Origin of the sequence: Paraburkholderia fungorum (assembly GCF_046026025.1) — a bacterium.
GTDB classification, from domain to species: domain Bacteria; phylum Pseudomonadota; class Gammaproteobacteria; order Burkholderiales; family Burkholderiaceae; genus Paraburkholderia; species Paraburkholderia fungorum_E.
The window spans coordinates 76,323-99,307 of sequence record NZ_JAQQFL010000037.1 but is presented as its reverse complement, the minus strand read 5'-3'; the positions used below and the strand labels follow the sequence as shown (position 1 = coordinate 99,307).

The 22,985-nt window shown below is 63.3% G+C and carries 19 protein-coding genes; 16 read left to right on the top strand and 3 right to left on the bottom strand.

Annotated elements, in window-relative coordinates:
• Positions 1-275: 275 nt before the first annotated feature.
• The 4 genes from PQR67_RS31380 (at position 276) to PQR67_RS31365 (ending at position 6,193) form a co-directional block, all read left to right on the top strand.
• Entirely contained in the window at positions 276-1,496 is a 1,221-nt protein-coding gene (locus PQR67_RS31380; protein WP_408466689.1) for an MFS transporter, read from the top strand.
• A gap of 437 nt (positions 1,497-1,933) precedes the next feature.
• A complete protein-coding gene (locus PQR67_RS31375) occupies positions 1,934-4,252 on the top strand; it encodes a sigma-54 interaction domain-containing protein (RefSeq protein ID WP_408466688.1) in 2,319 nt (772 codons plus the stop codon).
• Positions 4,242-5,459 carry an S-methyl thiohydantoin desulfurase domain-containing protein gene (locus PQR67_RS31370; protein ID WP_408466687.1) on the top strand — a complete coding sequence of 406 codons (1,218 nt, stop codon included), beginning with the start codon at positions 4,242-4,244 and terminating at the stop codon, positions 5,457-5,459. The genes PQR67_RS31375 and PQR67_RS31370 overlap by 11 nt, the downstream gene beginning before the upstream one ends.
• Positions 5,460-5,467: 8 nt before the next feature.
• Positions 5,468-6,193 (top strand): aspartate/glutamate racemase family protein, encoded by a 726-nt coding sequence (locus PQR67_RS31365; RefSeq protein ID WP_408466694.1) that lies wholly within the window; start codon positions 5,468-5,470, stop codon positions 6,191-6,193.
• Between the two features lie 57 nt (positions 6,194-6,250).
• Here the strand turns inward: PQR67_RS31365 and PQR67_RS31360 are convergent, their stop codons facing one another.
• Entirely contained in the window at positions 6,251-7,168 is a 918-nt protein-coding gene (locus PQR67_RS31360; protein WP_408466686.1) for a LysR family transcriptional regulator, read from the bottom strand.
• Between the two features lie 138 nt (positions 7,169-7,306).
• Here PQR67_RS31360 and PQR67_RS31355 point away from each other — a divergent pair, with 138 nt between their 5' ends.
• From PQR67_RS31355 to PQR67_RS31345, 3 genes are read left to right on the top strand one after another with little or no spacing between them, the layout of a single operon-like run.
• The gene (locus PQR67_RS31355) at positions 7,307-8,191 is read left to right on the top strand and encodes an intradiol ring-cleavage dioxygenase (RefSeq protein ID WP_408466685.1); all 885 of its coding nucleotides are present in this window, start codon (positions 7,307-7,309) and stop codon (positions 8,189-8,191) included.
• Positions 8,192-8,224: 33 nt separating this feature from the next.
• On the top strand, positions 8,225-9,295 hold the full coding sequence (locus PQR67_RS31350) for a maleylacetate reductase (RefSeq protein ID WP_408466684.1): 1,071 nt from the start codon (positions 8,225-8,227) through the stop codon (positions 9,293-9,295).
• Between the two features lie 36 nt (positions 9,296-9,331).
• The gene (locus tag PQR67_RS31345) at positions 9,332-9,760 is read left to right on the top strand and encodes a DoxX family protein (RefSeq protein ID WP_408466683.1); all 429 of its coding nucleotides are present in this window, start codon (positions 9,332-9,334) and stop codon (positions 9,758-9,760) included.
• Between the two features lie 43 nt (positions 9,761-9,803).
• On the opposite strand, the gene PQR67_RS31340 is transcribed toward PQR67_RS31345, so the two are convergent.
• Together PQR67_RS31340 and PQR67_RS31335 are read right to left on the bottom strand one after the other, a co-directional pair.
• Positions 9,804-11,180, bottom strand: coding sequence for an MFS transporter (locus PQR67_RS31340; protein WP_408466693.1), 1,377 nt, complete (start codon positions 11,178-11,180; stop codon positions 9,804-9,806).
• 29 nt (positions 11,181-11,209) lie between these two features.
• A complete protein-coding gene (locus PQR67_RS31335) occupies positions 11,210-12,181 on the bottom strand; it encodes an amidohydrolase family protein (RefSeq protein WP_408466682.1) in 972 nt (323 codons plus the stop codon).
• Positions 12,182-12,429: 248 nt separating this feature from the next.
• On the opposite strand from PQR67_RS31335, the gene PQR67_RS31330 reads away from it, so the two are divergent.
• The 9 genes from PQR67_RS31330 to PQR67_RS31290 all read left to right on the top strand — a co-directional run bounded on the left by PQR67_RS31330 (position 12,430) and on the right by PQR67_RS31290 (position 22,935).
• On the top strand, positions 12,430-12,933 hold the full coding sequence (locus PQR67_RS31330; RefSeq protein ID WP_408466681.1) for a MarR family winged helix-turn-helix transcriptional regulator: 504 nt from the start codon (positions 12,430-12,432) through the stop codon (positions 12,931-12,933).
• 820 nt (positions 12,934-13,753) lie between these two features.
• Complete coding sequence (locus PQR67_RS31325; protein WP_408466680.1) at positions 13,754-13,942, top strand: hypothetical protein; 189 nt, start codon at positions 13,754-13,756, stop codon at positions 13,940-13,942.
• Between the two features lie 195 nt (positions 13,943-14,137).
• On the top strand, positions 14,138-15,010 hold the full coding sequence (locus PQR67_RS31320; protein WP_408466679.1) for a M24 family metallopeptidase: 873 nt from the start codon (positions 14,138-14,140) through the stop codon (positions 15,008-15,010).
• Between the two features lie 11 nt (positions 15,011-15,021).
• Complete coding sequence (locus PQR67_RS31315; RefSeq protein WP_408466678.1) at positions 15,022-16,821, top strand: SDR family oxidoreductase; 1,800 nt, start codon at positions 15,022-15,024, stop codon at positions 16,819-16,821.
• 55 nt (positions 16,822-16,876) lie between these two features.
• Positions 16,877-17,803, top strand: a complete 927-nt coding sequence (locus tag PQR67_RS31310) for a metal-dependent hydrolase (protein ID WP_408466677.1) — start codon at positions 16,877-16,879, stop codon at positions 17,801-17,803.
• Between the two features lie 156 nt (positions 17,804-17,959).
• Complete coding sequence (locus PQR67_RS31305; RefSeq protein WP_408466676.1) at positions 17,960-18,472, top strand: sigma-70 family RNA polymerase sigma factor; 513 nt, start codon at positions 17,960-17,962, stop codon at positions 18,470-18,472.
• 11 nt (positions 18,473-18,483) lie between these two features.
• Positions 18,484-19,497: a FecR domain-containing protein gene (locus PQR67_RS31300; protein WP_408466675.1), complete on the top strand. Its 1,014-nt coding sequence runs from the start codon at positions 18,484-18,486 to the stop codon at positions 19,495-19,497.
• Between the two features lie 117 nt (positions 19,498-19,614).
• On the top strand, positions 19,615-22,107 hold the full coding sequence (locus PQR67_RS31295; RefSeq protein ID WP_408466674.1) for a TonB-dependent siderophore receptor: 2,493 nt from the start codon (positions 19,615-19,617) through the stop codon (positions 22,105-22,107).
• A 66-nt stretch (positions 22,108-22,173) separates the two neighbouring features.
• Positions 22,174-22,935: a hypothetical protein gene (locus PQR67_RS31290; RefSeq protein ID WP_408466673.1), complete on the top strand. Its 762-nt coding sequence runs from the start codon at positions 22,174-22,176 to the stop codon at positions 22,933-22,935.
• Positions 22,936-22,985: the final 50 nt, after the last annotated feature.

Below are 22,985 nucleotides of genomic sequence, written 5' to 3'. Positions count from 1 at the left end.
TCGAGCTATGCATATACCCTTAGATTCCCCAGATTTCGTCAAATTGAAGGGGACGTTGCTCCGACGCCGAGCGGCTTCTTCCGTCCGCAGAATGATCGGCCCGCACAGGCGCGACTACGGATCCCCAAAACGAATAGCCCGCGCAAGCGCCACATGCATCCATTAATCAATAGACAATCCAAGGTGACCATCCGCAAAATCGATCGCCCGATCAACACACCAACAGACCCGGTCAGGTCTTCGTGTTTGCAGCAAGTCCACCCACACAAGTCACCATGGACCAACAGAATTCCTACCGTGCTCTTCTAAAGATCCCGAACTTGTCCTCGCTCATTCTTGCAGCGACTCTATCTCGCCTGGCCGGGCGCATGTTTACCCTCACATTAGTGCTGTTCGTGCTGACGCGATTTTCGTCACCGGCATTGGCCGGATGGCTGACATTCGCCGCGATTGTCCCGGGTCTGGTGGTCAGCCCAATCGCGGGTGCGTTGCTCGATCGTATAGGGCCGACAACGGCGCTCAGGATCGATCTGATCGCCAGCGCGATCTACATCGCCGCGATCAGCATCGCCAGTTGGGCTGGCTGGGCCAGCACACCGGTTCTGTTCATGTTAGTGGTGCTGTTCTCGCTTACCGGTCCCCTGGGTGCCGCGGGAACGCGAACCCTGCTGCCGCGCCTCGTGCCGGCTCACGCGCTTGACCGGGCCAATGCGCTGGACACCGCGGTCTACGCCGTGGTCGATGTCGTGGGACCCGGTTTGGCCGGGCTGATCGTTGCCTCGCTCGGACCTGAGTCCGCGCTGTCCGTTATCGCCGTGGCCTATGCAGGTGCGGCCATCTGCCTGTCGTACGTCGAGAACCTTCCAGGACTCGCCTCCACTCAGACATCCTTGCTGCGCCAGACCATCGAAGGCGTTCAGATGGTCGCGCGTCAACCAACGCTGCGCGGGCTCGCTATTTCCTACTCGTTGTATCAGGCCACCTGGGGCGTCCTGGTAGTGGTGGTTCCGGTGTTTGTGGCAAACCACTACGCCACAGCGGTGGGCAGTTCAGTAACCGGTTTGCTGTGGGCCTCGATGGGTATTGCCGGCGGCTTTGGGGCGCTTCTCGCGGGTCATCTGCGGACAACCGGCCGTGAGCGCCTCGTCATGGCTGCCGGGATGATCGTCACCGCTTTGGCCGCATGGCCGGTTGCCGCGGAGTTCGGATTTGGTGGCCTGGCCATCGGCCTGATGCTTGCCGGTGTGGCGTCCGGTCCAATCGACGTCGCCCTGCTGACCTTGCGTCAGCGCCGCACCGATCCGCGTCAACTCGGCCGCGTGCTATCCATCTCGATGAGCTTGAATCTCGCCGGCTTTCCGGTGGGATCGGCCATTGCGGGAATGGTGATTACAACGTCCTTGTCGGCGGCGTTCGTGATGGCCGGCATTGCCTCAATCATCGCCGCCATCGCGACCGTATCCATACCCCGTGATCTTGATCGAACAGTCTTTTAGTTTCATGTCGAGCGCCCCGCTCTTAAAGAACCATCGCCAAAACGCCGTTATCGCATTGATGTATTGGCAACCAGCCCGGCGTATTGCCGCCGTCACAGAAGCCACGCACTTGTGCCCTACCCTTACACGCGATAAACCGTGACCATCGCGCAACCTGCGAATCACTCCAACCTTTCATGAGTCGCCAGCCAGAAAGCCATATAGTGTTCGCAAGACAGGGCGATGAAATCTTCAGATACGCTGGTGCGAGGGTCAGGTTTGTTTCGAAAAGACAAAATCCGCCACTAGCCGTCATACTCTGTCTCTTCTTACGGCTAACGGTCCCGGCAACGCGATCGTCAGCCATCGCCAGACCCCCGATCGATGCATGACCGCCGTCTTTCCGACCGCCATTCCCGCGTAGCGACACGCGCGAATCATGTGGAGCGCATTTTGTAATGAGTTATTCCCCCGTCGTTCCGTTTGCCCAGGACAAGGCCGATTCCGGTGCCTTCGTGGGCAGCGCGCCAGCGTTTCGTCAACTGGTCCGCATGATCGACCGGATCGCCCCTACCGATCATCCGTTGCTCATTTTTGGGCCGACCGGTTCGGGCAAGGAACTGGTCGCCCGCCGCGTGCATGCGCACAGCCAGCGCCAGGATCAACCTTTCGTCGATGTCAATTGCGGCGCGATTCCCGAGAACCTCGTGGAAGCCGAACTGTTCGGGCACGTCAGAGGTGCGTTCACCGGCGCGGGCGAAAATCGCCAGGGACTTCTTCAGCAGGTCGGCAATGGCACGTTACTGCTCGATGAAATCGGTGAACTGCCGCTCGCGCTGCAACCGAAACTGCTGCGTGTACTGGAAACACGAACGTTCCGTCCAATTGGTTCTTCAACCAGTCTGCACTTCGCAGGACGCGTTGTTGCCGCGACCCACCGCGACCTGCGCGAGCTCGCGCGCGAAGGGCAATTCCGCGAGGACCTCTTTTATCGGCTCGCGGTTTTCGTGCTTGCGGTCCCAGGCCTTGAGCAGCGCGTCGAGGACATCCCCGCGCTTGTTACCCATTTCGCATCACACCACACGCGTCGTCTCGAGTTTTCGCCAGCCGCCATCCGCCGGCTTAGCCAGCACGCATGGCCAGGCCACATCCGGCAACTGCGCAACCTGATCAGTCAGTTGAGCGTGCTCGCCGAAAACACGTTCATCGACGTCGATTCGCTCGAACCGTTTCTCGCCAATGAAAGCGGCGGACCCGTGTCGCGCGCAAGCCTCGCGGACATGCTGCTGCAGCTCGAAGGACGCGACAAACTCGCCGCCGCCGAGGATCTCCTGATCGACCGCGCGCTCGAACGGACCGGGCGCAACAAGAGTGCGGCGGCCACCCTCCTCGGGGTCGGCCGCAAGACCATCGAACGGCGGCTGAAATCGCGCGAGGAACATCACCGGGAAGCGCGCAAGTGTCTCGATCACGCGAGCGCGCTAATCGATGAGTCGAAGTTCGCCGAAGCCATTCCGCTATTGCGCCGCTGCCTCGACCTGCTGCAGACGCCCCACGAACCGGAGTCCGCGCGGCGTCTTCAGTTCGACGCCCACCGCTTGCTCGGCATGAGCCTGCGCAGCGTGCACGGCTGGCTGTACGCAGAGGCCACGGCCTGCTACGCCGCCGCGCTGGCGATCGGCGAAGGCGTCTGCACGCCTGCCGAAATCGCCGCGATCCAGTTCGGCATCTGGACCACGCAACTGACCACGCTTCAGCTCAAGCAGGCGCGCGCGACGGCGCAGAACATGCTGGAGCGCGCGCAGAACGGCGGCGAACGGGTGTCGCTCGACGAAGCGCACGTCGCGATGACCAACACCCTCTTCTGGCTTGGCGACAGCGAAGAAGCGCTGGCCTGCCTCGCGCGCGGCAATCTGCTCAGCGTGGGACGCAACGACACCCGCACCGGCTCGCAAGGGATCGATCTTGCCAGTCTCGCGCTGACGTTCGAAGGGCTCGCCGCCTACCAGATCGGCGCATTCGGTCAGGCGCGGCGTGCCATGGAGATGTTGATCCTGCGCTCGTCGGAGCCGGGCGCGCACGCCTTCGCTCATGCCGTCAACCTGCAGGGCGCCGCGTGGCTGGCCTGCCTGTTCGAAGACGTGGAGCGGCTCGGACCCCTCGCGAGCGAACTCGAGTCGGTATCGATCGCGAATGGCTTCGCGTTTTATCGCGGTATCGGTCAGATTCTTCGTGCGTGCCATCTCAGTTCGCTCGGCCATTCCGAGGAAGCGGAAACTGTCATGCTCGACGGCTACGATAACCATGTCGTTTGCAATGGCGGTGCGCTGTTCTATTCGTTCATGGCCTGGCAGCACGGCGAGTTGCTGCTGCGTGCCGGCGAGGCGAAGAAATGCGAGGCGATGCTCGCCGCCGCGATCGACGAGACCCTCGCCCGTCAGGAGCGTGTCTACCTGGGCGAACTGCTGGTCACCCGGGCCCGCGCGCAGTGGGCGTTAGGTGAGACGAACGCCGCGGAACTGGGCCTGCGTACCGCCATGTCCACCGCGCTCGCGTTCGGTTCGGTGCCTGCGCGGGTGGATGCCGCGCGTTACCTCGCCGACCTGCTGCGCGCCACCGGCCGCAGCGCCGAAGCAATCGACATCATTGAGCGCGGTTTGCGCTCGCTCAAGGCGGATCCGACCGCCCGCGTCACCAGCGCGGTAAGTCTGCTCGCCGAACTCCGGCAGGACGCTTCTTTCAACCTCGACAATAAAGGAATCGCAAATGGCCTATGAGTTACATCGGGAAGATCTGGAACCGCTGCTACTGGGTGCGGCGTTCTTCGGCAGCGGCGGCGGTGGCACGATCGAATCCGCCCGGCACCTGGCTGAGCATTTCGTAGCCGGCGACTACTATCCGACCGACACGATCAAGGTCGTTTCCGTCGACGAGGCAACGGAAGGCGCGGCGGTCATGGTCGCCTATCTCGGCGCGCCGGAAGCGATCAATTCCGCCACCTATCCGCTCGGACCGGTGACCGCCGTGCAGAACGTCCAGACCCGGCTCGCGTCGCAGTCCACCCGGCTCGCCTATGTGATGCCGCCGGAAAGCGGCGCGCTGGGCTTCACCGTGGCGGCGCTCGTGGCAGCAAAGCTCGGCCTCGCGGTCATCGACGCCGATGGCGCCGGCCGCGCCGTGCCCTCCTTGCCGATGCTGACCTTCGCGGCCGCCGAGATCGATCCGCGCCCGGCGTTCCTCGTGAGCCAGGGCGGCCTGTGCGTCGAGCTCGACGTGACGCCGCGCGCCGGCAACCACGGCGGCTCGACTCATCAACGCGACGTGTCGGCGATTGTCGAGCAGATGATGCGTCCGGTCGTCGCCGATCCGGAGTTCGGCCAGTTCGGCGGCCTCGCGATGTGGGTCATGACGCCCTCCGACATCGGCCGCGCCACGCCGATTCGCGGCACGTTGACGCGCGCACTCGAACTCGGGCGCGCCTTGCAGTCCGGCCAGATCGGCAGCGCCCGGCAGATGATCGGCTATCTCGCCGAACGTTGCGGGCTGGCCGCGCGGGCCATCTCGGAGCCCGGCGAGCTGGTCTCGGCCGAAGTCGATACGAGCGGCGGCTTCGACGTTGGCAAGATTCGCATTCAGGCCGGACAGCGGACCTACACGGTGATGTACCAGAACGAGTCGCTGCTCGCGTGGGACAGCGAACGCCCGCAGCCGATCGTGTTGTCGCCGGACAGCGTCGCGTATTTCGTGGGCGGCGAAGGCCAGTCGATTTTCAGTAACGGCGATCTGGTGGAGGCCGACGGTTCGCTGAACCCGGTGATCGGCAAACGTCCGGTGACACTCATCGCCTGGCGCGCTGAAGCCGAATTGCGCAAGCCCGGTCTGATTCTCGACAGCTTCATGCAATTGCTGAACTCGCTCGGCTATCTCGGGCCGTATGTGCCGCTCGATTCGCTTCAGTCCATGCACCAGGGAGAGGCATCTTGAGCTCGCCGCTGAATTCACCTCTGCGCATCTGTGTGCTGGTGCCGGTCGCCACGGCGCAATACAACGACCGCATCCTGAAGGCAATCGCCCCCGTCGTGCCGGCGGACGTGCAGGTCGAGATTCGCAATATCACCCAGGGACATCCGGATATCGAGAACCGCACGAACTGGCTGCAGAACGGCATGCCGGTGGTCGAACTTGCGCAGGCTATCGCCAATGACGGTTTCGACGGCATCTGGCTGACCGACTTCGATATGTGCGGTGTCGAAGCCGCGCGCGAGGTGATCGATATTCCGATCATCGGCGGTTTTCCGGCTACGGCGTTCACGGCTCTCGCGCTCAGCCAGCGATTCTCGATCATCACGATCCTGCAAAGCACGCTCGCCATGCAGCGCGCTCATCCGCAGACGTACGGCATCGAAGACACGTTCGCGTCGATTCGCGCGATCAACTGCCCGGTCGCGGACCTCGCCAACGTCGACCTGGTGGTGGTCCGCACGTTTGAAGCGGCATTGAAGGCGATCAACGACGACGGCGCGCAATCCATTCTGCTCGGGTGCACGGGTTTCGTGGACGTCGCAAGCCGCGTTTCCACGCTGCTCACCGAGGCGCTGGGTGTCTATGTGCCGGTGATCGATCCGAATCAGGCCGGCTTCAGCTTCCTCGTCTCGCTGGTGCGGATGAAGGTCCGCCCCAGCCGCCTGACTTACAGCAAGGTCAGTCTCCAGTCGTAACCGTCTCGCCTCCCTCCTGTCCATCCGGCGCGCGTTTGCCGCGCCGGATGTCCTCGCCTAGACCGCATTCCAGCGCGCTTCCAGATTCGACGAGCGCACGTACTCGCGCATCGCGTCGGTAAACGCGCGAATCTTCGCCGGCAGATGCCGCCTGCTCTGATACGCAAGATTGATCGTCAGCGGAGGCAGCCGCCAGTCCTCCAGCACGGGGGAGAGACGCCCCGCGACGATGTCGTCGTGAATGAGGTAGAGCGGCTGGACCACGATGCCCATGCCGGCGCGTCCCGCCGCACAGATCACCTGCCCTTCATTGGACTCGAAGGCCGCGGTAATCGGCACTTCGAGACGTTTGCCGTTTCTCTCCAGATGCAGCACATACGGATCCGCGGCGAGCGAATAGACGAGGAACGGATGGCGCGCGAGATCGTCAGGAGAGCGCGGGCGACCGTGCTGCGCGAGATACGCGGGCGACGCCGCCAGCACGCGGCGAGTCTGCGCGAGGCGCTGCACGGTGATGCCGGAATCGCCTTCATGCTCGCGCGTTCGAACGGCCACGTCGATACCGGCTTCGATGAAATTCGGGTAGCGGTTCGCAGCGAGGATCTCGACCAGCAGATCGGGATAGCGCGACCTGAATTCGGGCAACCAGGGCGCGATATGCAGAAGCGCGAACGACACCGAACAGGTGACGCGCAACGTGCCACGCGGACGCAGTGACAACTCGCTTGCCGCGGCGTCGGCCTCAGCCATCTCCGCGAGCAACGCGCTGCAGCGCTGGTGATAGTCGCGCCCCGCCTCGGTCAGCCACAGACGCCGCGTCGTGCGCTCGATCAGCCGCGCGCCCAGGCGATCTTCGAGTGCGGTGAGCATCCGGCTCGCCGCTGCATTCGACAGACCGAGCCGATCCGCCGCCCGCGACAAACTGCCGAGCTCGGCCGTCAGCACGAAAAACTCCATCTGCGCGAAACGATCCATATTCTTCCACCCTGCGGAAAGATGTTTTCCCAACAGCGCATATTTTTCCACGAATCACGGGGCTACAGTAGTGTGCAGCACGCCGAAGGCCTCTTCATCGGTGAGATTTGATCTGAGGAAACGATTGGGAGACACCTCATGCGAAACATCAACGATGACAACATTACGCAAGCTGTCATCGCCGCCATGTCGCAATGCAGCGACGACCGGCTGCGCACGGTGATGACGAGCCTTGTGCAGCATCTGCACTCGTTCGCGCGCGACGTCCACCTGACAGAAGATGAATGGTTCGCCGCGATCCGTTTCCTTACCGAGGTCGGGCACATCACCGACGAACGCCGTCAGGAGTTCGTGCTGCTATCGGACACGCTCGGTCTCTCGATGCTGGTTACGACGCAGAACAACCGCAAGCCGGCCGAATGCACCGAAGCGACCGTGCTAGGCCCGTTCTTCGTGCCAGAAGCGCCGCGCTTTCAGAACGGCGAAGACATCTCCAACGGCGCCGCCGGGGCGCCATGCTTCGTCAGCGGCCGGGTACGCGGTCTTGACGGCGCGGGCGTCGCACATGCCACGCTCGACGTCTGGCAGTCGGACGAAGACGGTTTCTACGACGTGCAGCTTCCGCCCGGCAGCGAGGGAGACATCGAGCCGCGAGCGCGCGCTCAATTGCAGACCGACGCGGACGGCAGTTTTCATTTCCGCTCGATACTCGCCGAGGCCTATCCGATTCCGTACGACGGACCTGTCGGCCGGATGCTGGACGCACTCGGCCGGCACCCGTGGCGGCCCGCGCATCTGCATTTCTGGATTCAGGCGGATGGCTACGAACCGCTCATCACGCACATCTTCCGCAATCACGACCAGTATCTCGACTCGGACGCCGTGTTCGGCGTGCGTTCGACGCTGATCGTCGACTGGCTGCATCACGAACCCGGCGTCGCGCCGGACGGCACAAAAATGGATACGCCCTTCTACACGGTCGAATACGAGTTCGTGCTGAACCCGCTGGATATCCACGCATGATCCGCCACACAAAGATCACCACGGAGACTCAGCATGACGCCTCATGAATTCGTCTACACGGGACGCGCGGCGCGTGTCGTGTTCGGCAGCGGCAGCCTCGCCAGCGTCGCGAGCGAAGTGCGCTCACTCGGCGCACGATCCGCGCTCGTGCTCTGCGGCAAGGAGCAGCGTGCACTCGGCGACACCATAGCGAACCAGCTTGGCTCGCTATGCGCGGGCCTCGTCGACCGCGCGACGATGCATGTGCCCGCAGCGCTCGTCGCCGAAGTTCGCGAACTCGCGGCCACGTTGCGCGCCGATTGCGTCATCGCTGCCGGCGGCGGATCGGCGATCGGTCTCGCTAAGGCGCTGGCCCTCGAATTGTCACTGCCCATTGTGGCTGTGCCGACCACCTATTCCGGCAGCGAGATGACGCCCATCTACGGCATCACCGAGGACAATCTCAAGCGCACGGGCAGCGACCTGCGCGTATTGCCCGGAACCGTCATCTACGATCCGGATCTCACCGAGAGCCTGCCCGCCGCGATGTCGCTGACGAGCGGCATCAACGCGATCGCCCACGCCGCGGAGGGCCTCTACGCACGCGACGCGAATCCGGTGACCAGTCTGATGGCGCAGGACGGGATCGCCGCGTTGGCGCGCAGTCTGCCGGCGATCGTCGCGCACCCGGGCGACAAAGCCGCGCGGGCCGATGCGTTTTACGGTTCGTGGTTGTGCGGCATGGTGCTCGGATCGGTCGGCATGGCGTTGCATCACAAGCTCTGCCATACGCTTGGCGGCACCTTCAACCTGCCGCACGCGCCCACCCACACGATCGTGTTGGCGCACGCGCTCGCGTACAACGCCGAGGCCGCACCGGACGCGATGAAACGCATCGCGCAAGCCCTCAATCATCACGATGCGGCACAGGGCATCTACGAACTCGCGCGCGATCATGGCGCACCCGTTTCGCTCGCCGCGATCGGCATGGACGAAGTATCGCTCGATCTCGCTGCCGACCTCGCCTGCCGCAATCCGTACTGGAATCCTCGGCCCATCGAGCGCGAGCCGATACGTGCGCTGCTTCAGCGTGCGTTCGAGGGCGCACCGCCCTCACCGCAATGAAACCGCAACTTCCCTGACTACGAGCGAACAATTTTCATGAATACGAACACGAACGCGACGCCCACCTCCTTTGACAATCAGACGCCTCAGCGCATCGCCTGCACCTTGATGTCGGCGCTTTTCCTGGTCTCCGGAATCCGCAAGCTGATGACGTGGTCGGCCACCGCCGGCTATTTCGCGGCGCTGGGCCTGCCGCTGCCGGGCGTCGTCGTGCCGCTGGTGATCCTGCTCGAGATCGGCGGACCCATTGCGTTGATCGTCGGTTGGCGCAGGCGTGAAGTGGCGTCGATTCTGGCGGTCTATACGCTGCTGACCGCGTTCGTCGCCCATCGCTTCTGGTCTGCCGACCCGGCGCAATTCAATCCGCAGCTCAACAACTTCTTCAAGAACATCGCGATGGTCGGTGGCTTCCTGCTGCTGATTGCGGCGCCGGCACGCCGCGCGCGGAGCCAGGCAGCGAACTGAAGCGCCGCCGTCCCGCGCACACGGCCTGAGGTCAGACCTCAACTCAGGCCGTTTCCGCGGATTGCCTTGCCCGTTTGAACAGACGGTCGCGCGACATGAGCCAGACCATCGCTGCGGCAAGCAGTGCGGGAACCGCGGCAGCGCAGAACAGTTGCTGCGAATTCCAGTGCAGTTGCATCAAACCCCCGGCGACGACCGGCCCGACGATCGATCCGGCGCGGCCGACGCCAAGACTCCAGCCGACCCCCGTCGCCCGCAGCGTGACCGGATAGAGCGTAGCCGACAGCGAATTGTTGGCGGGCTGCCCGCCGACGATGCCAAAGCCGCTGATGAAAACGACGGCAAGAAGCAGCAGGAGCGACACCGACGCGGCACTGGTCATCGAGACGATCGCCGCGGACGCGAGCAGGTAGCACGGACCCAGCACGCGAAAATATCCCCAACGGTCGATCAGCGGCCCCATCGCCAGCGTCCCGAGCACCCCGCCGATCTGCAGGGTCGTGCCGATCACCGCGGCGTGAGCAACGTCGTAGCCGAGGTCGGTGGCGATCGTCGGCAACCAGTTCGCAAGAAAGAACAGGTTCAACAGATTCAGGAAATTGACGCCCCACTGCAGCAACGTCACGCGGGCGCGGCCGTCGGCGAAGAGCGCCGTCACGCGGCTGCCGCGATGCGGCGGCCCGGCCGATACGTAACGCGTGCCGGTGTGGACGGACAGCTCGGGCGCAATGCGGCGCAAAACGTTCGCGAGGCGCTGCCGGCCGCGCCCGCTTGCCACCATGAACTGCATCGATTCGGGCAGCCTGAACGCCATGACGAGCGCAACGACGATCGGCACCACACCGCCGACGACGAACACCGAGCGCCAGCCGTGCGCCGGAATCAGCAGCGCCGATAGCAGGCCGCCGAGCGCCGCACCGCCTGTGAAGCCACACGAGACCCACATCATCAGCGTGGCGCGGCGGCGCGCCGGACTATATTCGCCCGCCAGCGCGATCGCGTTACCCATGATCCCGCCGAGCCCGACGCCGGTGACGAAGCGCAGCGTCAGCAGTTGCGGCAGCGACGACGCGAACGCCGTCGCCAGCATGCACGCGCCCAGAAACGCGGAGCAGCCGATCAGCACCGGGCGTCGTCCGATGCGGTCGGCGAGCGGCCCCATCAGCAGCGAGCCGGGCAGCATGCCGATCAGGCCCGCTGCAAATACCGGCCCCATCTCGACACGGGACACGTGCCACGCCCGCATCAAGGCAGGCGCGACGAAGCCCATTGACTGGACGTCGAAACCGTCGATCACGACGCACAGCGCGAGCAGCACCATGATCGACACCTGAAAGCGCCCGACCGGACGCGCGTCGATGACGGCGGCGATATCGAGCGCACCCAGGCCTGGCGCACCACCGGCTTCGGGCTCCAGCATCGCGCGTGACGGTTGCTTCATGGCGCTCCTCATGCGAGACCAAAGAGGCGCCGCGCGTTGTCGCGCCCAATCTTGCGGCGGTCGAGCTCGCTGATCTCGCAGCGGTCGAACCAGCCTGCCGCGTCCTCATGTTTCTCGAACGGATAGTCGACGGAGTACATGATGCGGTCGCTGCCGACTTCGAGCATCGTCGACAGCAGCGTCGGCGTGCGGAAATTGCCGCTCGTCGTGATGTGGACGTTGTTGCGCAGATAGTCGCCGATTTCGCGCTCGCACGGCATGCCGCGGCGGCCTTTGCGCAAGATATGGTCGATGCGCCAGACGTTGAACGGAATGCCTTCGCCAAAATGCCCGAGGATCATCTGCAACTGCGGATGACGGTCGAACAGGCCGCTCGACAACAGACGCAGCGCATGCATGCTGGTTTCGGCCGCGAATGCCCAAGTCGGCCCGGTCAGCCAGTGACATCCCTCGTAGATCGGCTCGCGCGATGCAAGCGGGTCGCGCGGATGCATGTAAAAGGGCTTACCCAGCGATGCGGCGGTGTCCCAGAAACCGGCGAAGCGAGGATCGTCGTAGTAGACCACCGTGCTCGCATCGCCGACCTGTGAGAAGCCATTCACGAGGAAGCCGTGAAAGCCCAACTCCGTGACACAGCGTTCGAGTTCGCGCGCAGCACGTTCGGGGTCCTGCATGGGCAGCGCCGCGAACCCGCCGAAACGCGTTGGATGACGGCGTATCTGCTCGGCAAGCAGGTCGTTCGCACGCCGCGCGATATCCACCGCGCGATCCGGGTCAGGAATCGCCTGCACGGCTGGCGAATTCAGCGAGAGGATCGAAAACGACGTACCCCATTGATCCATCTGGTCGAGGCGTTGCTGTTCGAAATCAAGCAGATTCGCGCGCAAGTGCGTCCAGATTTCGGGGCGTGCATAGACCTCGGAATCGGCGATGGTCTGGTCGATGGCGAAGTGTTCTTCGAGAGCAATCTTGTCTTTCATGGTATCCCGTCAGTAACGAAGGCACGCGGCCTGGCGTCGCGTGGCACAGGTTAAAATACTTGAAAAATCATCTAATTCAAGCCGAAGCTTATACTTGAAATTTCAAATAAATACCCAGGGATTACCCGGCTTAATCCGCTAGGCATGTGTAAAGTGCGCGATGCAGATGCCTTCAACCGCACCGAAACGATGAGCGCCAAAGTGATATATACTTGCAAATGCAAATATTTCACGGGAGTAAGAGATCAATGAAGAGGCAGCGTCCCTCGCCGATCACGGTTGATCACGATCTGGAGAGAGCCGTACCGTACCTGGTGGCTCGCACCGGGAGCCGGATGGGCAATGCTTTTGCGAAAGCGCTCAAGCCATACGGTCTGAGCCTGAGCGAATGGCGCGTATGCGCGTCGCTTGGCCATAGGCCTCATCAGCGACTTTCGGAGCTGGTGACGCGGGCGTGTGTCGATATGTCCGCCCTCTCGCGCATCGTGGACCGGCTGATCGCGCAAGGGCTCGTGTCCCGTGAAAAGAGCAGCGACGACGGGCGCGCCGTCCAGCTCGCCCTGACCAGCAAAGGCGCCGAATTGACGCGCGAAATCGTTCCGCTGGCGCAGCACTACGAGACCGTCGCGTTGAACTGTTTTAGCGCGGCGGAAGCGGAAATGTTGCGTGAACTGCTAGACAGGCTCTATCACAACGCGGAACCCCTGGCTGACTTTGACATCCAGGCAGAGTCGGCGGATTCCAGCCTGTAAATTGAAGCGACCCTCTGGGTCAACTCAGGTCGGAGCGCCACTTTCCGGGTGGCGCTCCGGAGCGGTCGCCAGCCGGATGAGCAGACGAGTCCCCCGCCCCGCGCTCTGCCCCACCTCCTGGCCGGCTGGGTCCTCATGTGGACGGAAAAGCCCATCCTCTATGCGTGATACGGCCAGATGGACGAAATCGTCCATCTGTTACGAATTTCGTGGACGAGAGTGTCCAGTGTTGCAACCTCAATATCTCTAAATTCCCACGCCTGTATGACATCTTGTTCTGGCACGACTATTGCTCATAGTGTGTTGCCATCAGTGACCGCCTGGAAACTACCCGGACGGGCGTTCGCGATGTCGAGAGCAACGAATCTGTCCAATAAGCCGGGGGGCCTGAGAGACCAAAAAAGATCGCGCGCCGCAAAGTGTTCGATGCATCGGCGTCCGGCGATGTCCCGCTTGCTTCGGGATAGCCGGGCTCCATGACCGAAGGGCCGCCGCTGACCGTCGCGGCCGTTCGATTAGTCATCCGAACGATAGGCGAAGCGCCGATCGATACCGGCGATACTGGGTCGCTGGTAGCCGTTTGAGAGAGGGCTGTGCTGTTGTTGAAGTCGTAGTGACGTCGTGTGTCGACACATGGCAACTGAATACTTCCGTAGAGAAGATCGTTGCGATGCGGGCGCCGAAATCGCGGGATTAGTCTGGCTATGTACCAGACAGGCCGCTGCAGGTCCGGCCGTCGTTGCGTTCCCTTCGCGGGGAAGGCAGCGGCGGCCCGTCCTTCGCAAACCGGCCATACGGCCATTCCCGGGGAAATCGAACAATGCACCATGTCATTTTCGAAAGTGAACTCGTCCATCTGGAACGCGTAATCGCATTCGCGCCGCAGAAACCCTTTCCGCCGACCTACTGGCGCGATCGCATCAAACACCTCGAAAGTAGTCCGCAAGCCCCCCTGTACCGCAAGCGCATTGCCCGCCTGTCCCATCTTGTCGCCAAACTGACTGACTGACCCCCGCCTTCGGCCGCTGATCGGACTCCCGACACGCCGCCTAGAATCCCCGCCTTTACCCACCAGGGAAAAAACCAGTGGACTGGTCTTTCTCATGGTGTAGCATCCAATCGTTACATCATTCAATGTAACAATAAAAAATGTCATCGTGACAGGCTGCTCCGCGCCTGTCGGACAGCATATTGGGAGGCGGGTATGGGTGAGAAGGCCATTCCACACGTGAACGTGGACGAATTGGGGCAGTTCCGTGAGGTTCAGCAACTGGCTTATCGGTGCGTCGAGAGCGTCGGCGACATGCTTTCACCGGGTATGACGGAAAAAGACGCCGCCCGGCTGTTGACCGAATGGCTGCAGGACCATGGCGTGCATGACTGGCTGCACAAGCCCTTCGCCTGGTTTGGCGACCGCACCGCGTTTGAGGGCTTTTCGGGGCTGTCGCACATGGCCGGTTTCAACCTGGCTTTCTTCCCGAGCTCACGCCGCCTTGAAGCGGACATGCCGGTCATTCTCGACGTGGCGCCCGTGCTGAACGGGGTGATCGCCGATGTCGGCTACGCCACCTGCATCGGCACGAATCCGATCCTCGAACAACTGAAAGACGATCTCGCCGAACACCGCGAACTGATTGTGAATATGGTGAAGCAACGGTGCACGCTTGCCGACGTAGCACGCGCGGTCGACCTGCTGTGCAGGAAACAGGGCGTGGAGCCGCGTCATAAGGCCTATCCGTTCAAGGTGCTGGCGCATCGTGTCGCGAAGCTGCACAACCCTGCCAAGCCGCGTTTCGTCGCCCGTTTCGGCCTGAATGCCACGCGCAATCTGGTCCTCGATCAGGTGAGCGCGGGCAAAAAGGAAGGCTGGTCGCCATTGTGGTCGATCGATCGCCGCTCCGAGCATGCACCGACACCCGGCCTGTGGGCCGTCGAACCGCACCTCGGCTTTCAGGGTGTGGGCGCCAAGTTCGAAGAGCTGCTCGTCATCACCGACGACGACGCCTACTGGCTCGACGACGATCTGCCGCATGTGCGCCGCTGGGCGCAGCGCGGGCGGGCGTTGGTCGCAGCGTGACGGAGGCGCACATGCAGCTTTTAACCGAACCCGTGCCGCCCTCGCTCTACGCGGCACCGCCCGTCATGCAACACACCGCTTTCACCGTGCGCTCGGGCGACGTGACGCTAGCCGCCAGGGCCTGGGGCGATCCAGCCCGGCCTACGGTCGTGCTGGTCCACGGCTACCCCGACACCAGCGCAGTCTGGGACGCTTTGGCCGGTTTGCTGGCACACGATTTCCATGTGGTTGCCTACGATGTCCGGGGTGCGGGGCGATCCACTGCCCCAACCCGCACGAGTGCCTATCGCTTAGGAAAACTCACCGACGATTTTGTCGCCGTCATCGATGCCGTTAGTCCCAACCGGCCGGTCCATCTGGTCGCGCATGATTGGGGCTCGATCCAGGGATGGGAGTTCGTCACCGAAGAGCGCTTGCGTGGGCGCATTGCCTCGTACACATCGTGCTCGGGCCCTTGTCTCGACCATGTCGCTTTCTGGATGCGAGCGCGGTTGCTGCGCCCCACGCCGCGCTCCATCGGCAAGCTATTGGGCCAGTTGGTGCGCTCCTGGTACGTGCTGCTGTTTCATTTGCCGGTGCTCCCAGGATTGACCTGGCGTTTGTGGCTCGGCCGCGCGTGGCCGCGAGTGTTGCGCCGCGTGGAAAAGACCGAGGTCACGCCTCGTCCGACGCAAACGCGGGACGGCGTGCGCGGCGTATCGCTGTACCGCGCCAACTTCATCCGTTGCCTGTTCACGCCGCGCAAGCGTTACGCGCATGCGCCGGTCCAGGTCATCGTGCCGACGCTGGACAAATACGTCAGTCCGGCGCTCTCCGAAGATCTTTCCCGCTGGGTGCCGAAATACTGGCGCCGCGAACTGGCCGCGCGGCACTGGGTACCGCTCACCCATCCCGAACCGATGGCCCGCATGGTGCGCGAACTCGTCGAGCACACCGAAGGCGGCGACGAACCGGAAGCGCTGCAACGCGCCCGGATGGACTCGGCACGCCGGCCGCTCAGCGGCAAGCTCGCGGTCGTGACCGGTGCGGGCAGCGGCATTGGGCGATGCGTCGCGCTGGAATTCGCGAAGCAAGGTGCGGCCGTGGTCGCCGTCGATATCGACGCCGCAGCCGCGGAACGTACCGCTACGCTGATCAGGTTATTGGGCCGTCGCGCCTATGCGCGCAAGATCGACGTCGGCAGTGCCGCACAGATGGAAGCGTTGGCCGACTGGGTCGGAACGGAACTGGGCGGCGCCGATATCGTGGTGAACAACGCTGGCATCGGCATGGCAGGCGGCGTGCTCGACACCTCGGCGCAGGACTGGGAACGCATTCTTCACGTCAACCTGTGGGGGGTGATTCACGGCTCGCGCCTGTTCGCCCGGCAGATGGTGACGCGCGGCCAGGGCGGTCACATCGTCAACACGGCGTCAGCCGCGGCCTTCGCGCCTTCGCGCGACCTGCCCGCCTATGCGACCACCAAGGCCGCCGTGCTGATGCTCAGCGAGTGCATGCGCGGAGAACTCGCGGGCCAGGGTATCGGTGTCAGCGCGATCTGTCCGGGGTTTGCCGAGACCGGGATCATGGCTGCCACGCAATACGTCGGCGCCAGTGCTCAGGATCAGGACCGCATGCGCCAGAAAGCCACGAAGCTTTATCAGTTGCGGGGCCTGCAACCCGAGACGGTTGCGAAAGCGGCGCTACGTGCGGTATTGCGCAACAAGCCTGTCGTCGCGATCGGCATCGAGGCGCATTCAATGCGGTTTGTCTCGCGCTATCTGCCCTGGCTAGGTCGCGTAATCGCCCGCCTCAGCATGATGCCGCGCTGAGCTCGCCAAGTTCAATGAGCTCAATGCGCTCCCCAACCGGACGCCGGAGACCGTAATGACCCAAGAGCAGACCCAAGAGCAGACCCAAGAACAGACCCAACACAAGATCAAGGCGCGCCACGTGAAGTTCGACTGGAGCCAAACGCCGATCCAGTGGATTCCGGGCGACCCGTCGAGCACGCACATCATCAATGTGCTGAACCTGCTGTTCCCCGCCGGCGAGCTATGGTTCTGCCGCGTCTACAACAAGGCGCTGCCGCTCATCACCGACCCGGCGTTGCGTGACGACGCAGAGGGATTTCTCAGGCAGGAAGCGGTGCATTCGCGCTCGCACGGCGGTGTGCTCACGCATTACTACAAGGCCCACGGCATCGATACGCAGCCCTTCACGAAGCAACTCGACTGGCTGTTCGGCAAGCTGCTCGGCGAACAACCGCTCGGGCTGAAGATCGGCAAAACGCGCTTCTGGCTGCGCCAGCAACTTGGCGTGATCGCCGCGCTGGAGCACTTTTTCGGCTACCTCGGCAACTGGGTGCTCAATGCCGACGGGCTCGACGCAGCCCGCGCCGACCCCACCATGCTCGACCTGCTGCGTTGGCACGGCGCCGAAGAAGTCGAACATCGCACGGTAGCCTTCGACATCTTCCGGCATATGGGCGGCACCTATTTCGAACGCTGCTTCCACATGCTTTCGACCGTCATGCTTCTGTTGTACTTCCTGACGTTCGGCGCGCGCTTCATGCACCAGCGCGATCCCGCCGCCGGTCCGTACCGGGGCTTTATCCTCGCCTGGCGCGCCGGGGCGCGGCGCCGCTGCCTGCCGTCGTTCTGGAAAATGATCGCGGCGGCGCTACGCTATTTCAATCCGCGCTACACGCCTCATCACGAAGGCTCCACTGAACAGGCGCTGGCCTATCTCGCGACCTCGCCCGCGGCCCAGGCCGCGGCACATGGGGGCAACTGGGTTCGTAAAGCGGGTTAATGCGCGAGTTAATGCACGCGTTAATGCACGGGCTAATGCGCGCGCTGATCAAGACGCAAATGGATGCATTCCATCTTACATTTTGACATGTTATGATGCGAATCATTCTCATTTACAAAAGCGTCATATCCACCGATCTGACGCGCCCGGTAGGCCATGGCGGCAAACGAATCGGCCCTGCATCACGAGATGCAGGCGCTCTACAGCAATCATCACGGCTGGCTCCACGCATGGCTGCGTAAGAAGCTCGGCTGCGCGCACCGTGCGGCCGACCTTGCGCACGACACGTTCCTGCGTTTGCTCGCCCGTGATGAACCGCTGGGTCTGGACGAGCCCCGTGCGTTCCTGACAACGGTCGCGCAACGCGTGATGGCCAATTACTGGCGTCGCGAGCAGATCGAGCGTGCGTATCTGGAAGCGTTGGCACTCGTGCCCGAGCGCTTCGCACCTTCGCCGGAAGAGCGGGCGCTGCTTCTGGAAGCGCTGTGCGAAATCGACAGTCTGCTGGAGCGGCTGCCGGTCGCCGTCAAACGTGCTTTCCTGCTGGCCCAGCTCGACGGCTTGAACCACGCGGAAATCGCCACGCAACTGAAGCTTTCCGTTTCGACCGTGAAGCGCCATCTGGTGCGCGCCGGCGCGCAGTGTTTCTTCGCGCTGAACGCAGCCTGACGGATCGACGGATGAACGCGCGCGCGAGACCCGATATTCCGCAACACATCGCCATGCGCGCCGTGCAGTGGTGGATGGAATTGCAATCCGGCAAAGACACGCGCGGGCAGCAACTCGCGCTGGCGCGCTGGTGCGCCGAGCATCCGGATCACGAACGCGCATGGCAGCACATCTGCAGCGTCAGCAGCCGCTTCAGGGGGCTCGCCGAAGCAGGCGGAGCTGGTAGTGGCAGCGCGAATGCGGGCGGTGCAGCGCTCGCTCGCGCTGCGCTGACGCGTACCGGGTCGGCGAGACGCCGCGCGAACGTCAAAGTGCTTGCGACCTTGCTGTTCGCCGGCGGCGCGACATGGATCGCCGGTGAGCACGTGCCGTGGCGCGCATGGAGCGCGGATCTGCACACCGCGCTCGGTGAGCGCCGCACTCTCACGCTCGCCGACGGCACCCGCGTCACGCTGAACACCGACAGCGCCATCGATATCGCCTTCAACAGTACCGAACGGCGCGTGCGCCTGATCAAAGGCGAAATCATGATCGCCACCGGCCATCTCGCCGGGGAACGGCGGCCGTTCATTGTCGAGACCGCGCAAGGCAGTTTGCAAGCCCTGGGCACGCGCTTCGCCGTCAGGCAACAGCGTGCGCCTGGCCGCCTCGATGTGTTCGAAGGCGCAGTGCGGATCAGTCCGCTCGATGCACCTGACCTCGCGCCGGTGATCCGTGCCGGTCAACGCGTCCGCTTTACGCGTGAAGACGTCGGTGTGGTCGAGCCGATCAGCGAGAACGACGCGGCATGGACGGATGGCCTGATCGTCGCGAGCGGCATGCGGCTCGGCGATTTCGTGGCCGAACTCGACAGCTACCGCGCGGGGCATCTGAGTTGCGATCCTTCGGTAGCCGGCTTGCGGATTTCGGGCACCTTCCCGCTTTCGGACACGGACCGCGTGCTCGACACCGTGGCCAGAACCTTGCCGGTCGAAGTCGTTTTCATCACGCGTTACTGGGGCACCGTGCGCGCGGCACGCTCCTGAAACCGGCGCGCTCGCGCGGCGCTGAAAATATTTTTGTCTGCTGTGAGCTGTTTTCGAATCTCGCGTGACAAGGGAGATGAGAGCAACACATCGTCACCCTTCCAGCGAGCTTTGAACATGGGACAGTATCGAAAGACCGACGCCGGCAATGGCAGCCGTGGGGCTTTGCCCGCGCGACAGCCGGCACACTTCGCGCGGCATCTCGCCACGGCCGCGCTGATTTCGGCGGGCTTGCCGTTCAACATGGCGCTGGCGGCCGATGCCCCACCCTCCGCCGAGGCGCCGGCGCGCAGGAGCTACGACATTGCGGCCGGCCCGCTCGAAGCGGCGCTCAATCGCTTCGGGCGCGAGAGCGGGCTGCTGCTGTCGTTCCCGGCGGCACTGACAGACGGGCGCACGAGCCAGGGCCTGCATGGCGATTACGACGTACGCCAAGGCTTCGATCGAATCCTGCGGGGCACCGGACTCGGCGCGGTACAGCAGCCCAATGGCAGCTATACGCTCGTCACGCGCACGGAATCGGCGGCGAACGACCGCGACACGGACGGCACCACCCTCCCCGCCGTGACAGTCAGCTCGACGATGGTGAAAGCCGGTAGCTACCGGCCCCCCGTCGACTCGGTGGTGACGCGCTCGGACACACCGGTGCTCGACACCGCCCAGGCCGTCAACATCGTGCCGGCCCAGGTGCTGCGCGACCAGCGTCCGCGCAATCTCGACGATGCGCTCGCGAACGTGAGCGGCATCGTGCAAGGCAACACGCTGGCCGGCACGCAGGACACCTTGCTCAAGCGCGGGTTTGGCGGCAATCGTGACGGCTCGATCATGCACAACGGCATGCCGCTGGTGCAGGGGCGCGCATTCAATGCGGCCGCCGACAGCGTCGAAGTGCTCAAGGGGCCGACCTCGCTGTTGTACGGGATCATGGACCCGGGTGGTGTCGTGAACGTGGTGAGCAAGCAGCCCTTGCTCAAGCCTTATCACGCGATCTCCGTGCTCGGTTCGACCTATGGGCACGGCCGCAATGGGGCCGGCGCCACGCTCGATACGACCGGGCCGATCGGCGACTCCGGTCTCGCTTACCGGCTCGTTGTCGATCAAACCAATGAGCAATACTGGCGCAACTTCGGCGAGCATCGCGAGACGCTCGTGGCGCCATCGCTGGCGTGGTACGGACGCGATACGCAGGTGGTGGTGTCGTACGAATACCGCAAGTTTCTTTATCCCTTCGACCGCGGTACGGCGCTCGATCCGAAGACCAACAAGCCGCTTGCCATTTCGAGCCGCGAACGCCTCGACGAACCGTTCAACACAATGGACGGCGAATCGAACCTGGCGCAAATCAGCGTCGATCATCAGATCAGCCCCAACTGGAAGGCTCACTTCGGCTACAGCTACAACCGCGAGACTTACGACGCGGGCCAGTTGCGCGTGCAAGGCATCAACAGCACGACCGGCGCCGTGTCGCGCAGCAACGACGCGACGCATGGCGCGCTCAGCACCGACAGCTACGCGATTGCCTATGTGGATGGCCATTTCGACGTTGCCGGTTTGCGCAACGATCTGCAGGTCGGCGTCGACAGTGAATACCGCCGCATCTATCGCAAGGACCTGCTGCGCCAGGCCACGAAATATCCATTCAACTATTTCAATCCGGTTTATGGCCGGGAGAGCCCGTCGACCACGGTGTCGGCGAGCGACAGCGATCAGACCGACACGCTGCACGACCGCTCGTTCTTCTTCCAGGACAGTGTGCATCTCACCGACAAATGGATTCTGATCGGCGGTGCGCGTTTTCTCAGCTACAACCAGATCGCGGGAAAGGGCCGGCCGTTCGTCGTCAACACCGACATCAACGGCAGCAAATGGCTGCCGCGCGCGGGCGTGGTCTACAAATGGACCGACACGGTGTCGCTATACGGCAGCTATACGCAGTCGCTCAAGCCAACCTCGACGATCGCGCCGCTTGGCTCCGGCGTGGTGATCGATTCGTCGGTGCAGCCTGAGGAAGCCACTTCATGGGAGCTCGGCGCCAAGATTGCAATGCCCAACGGCCTGAGCGGCACGCTGGCGCTTTTCAATATCGACAAGAAGAACGTGCTGGTGCAGCAGTACAACGACACCACCAAACAGACGGACTGGCGCACCGCGGGCAAGGCGCGTTCACGCGGCGTGGAACTCGACGTGGCCGGCCAGATCGGCCAGCACTGGAGCGTGATTGCGAGCTACGCGTACATCGACGCGAAGACCACCGAAGACCCGCTGTACGCCGGCAAGCGCCTGTGGAATGCGCCGCAGAATACGGCGTCGCTCGCGGCCGTGTACGACTTCGGCACGATCTTTGGCGGCGACCAGTTGCGCGTGGGCGCCGGCGCGCACTACGTCGGCGCACGCCCGGGCGATTCGGCCAATAGCTTCACGCTGCCGGCGTACACCGTCGCCGACGCCTTCGCCACGTACGAAACGAAACTCGGCAATCGCCATCTGTCGTTCCAGCTCAACGTGAAGAATCTGTTCAACAAGACTTACTACCCGTCGAGTGCGAACAGGTACTTCGTCGCGGTTGGCGATGCACGTCAGGTGTCGTTGCTGTCGACGCTCGAGTTCTAGGCGTGCGCACCGGCACGGCGCGCACGATGCGCGCGTTCAATGGATCAACATGAGACTGGAGCTGCTATGAAGTTTTGGAACCGTTATGCCGACAAGGGCGTGGTGCCCGCACCCAAACGCCGTACTTTTCTCACCGCGGCCGCGGGCCTCGGTGCCGTGCTGGCTGTCGCGACGCCTGCTGCGCGAGCGGCATCGGGCGATTCCCGCGCGGGCAAAAAAGTCGCGATGGTCGTCCAACTGAACGGACCGAGCCTGGCCGTCGATCAGAAGATCGCGGCGCACCTGACTGCGCGCGGCTACAGCGTACGCATGCTGGATCAGGCGCAGCCGCCTGAGGCGGTGGGCGACGCGGATCTGGTCGTCATTTCATCGACGGTTTCATCGAAGCAGGTGGTGGGTGGCTGGCGCTACCTGGCCAAGCCGTTGTTGACATGGGAAAACGATCTGCTCGACGACTTCGCGATGACGGGCAAGCGTCACGACGTCGATTTTGGCGAAGCGGAGAAAGAGCGTTACGTGTGGCTGGTCAACGCGCCCCACCCGATTGCAGCCGGCCTGCCGGCCGGCGTGACGAACGTCTACGTCAAACAGGCCGGTATGAGCTGGGGCAAACCGGGCTTGGGCGCGACGACTATTGCGACGCTGTATGGCCAACCGGAAAAGGCGGCGATTTTTGCGTACGAGAAAGGCGCGACGATGGACTATGAGTCGCTGGCGCCGGCCCGACGTGTGATGTTCTTTCTGAACAACGACACCTTCGGCAATCTTTCGCCGGCGGGGAGCAGTCTGTTTGATGCAGCGGTGGATTGGGCGGTGGGATTGAGTTGAGAGGTACGATTAGTTTCCCAATGTAGAAATAATTGACAGGAGAACCCTGT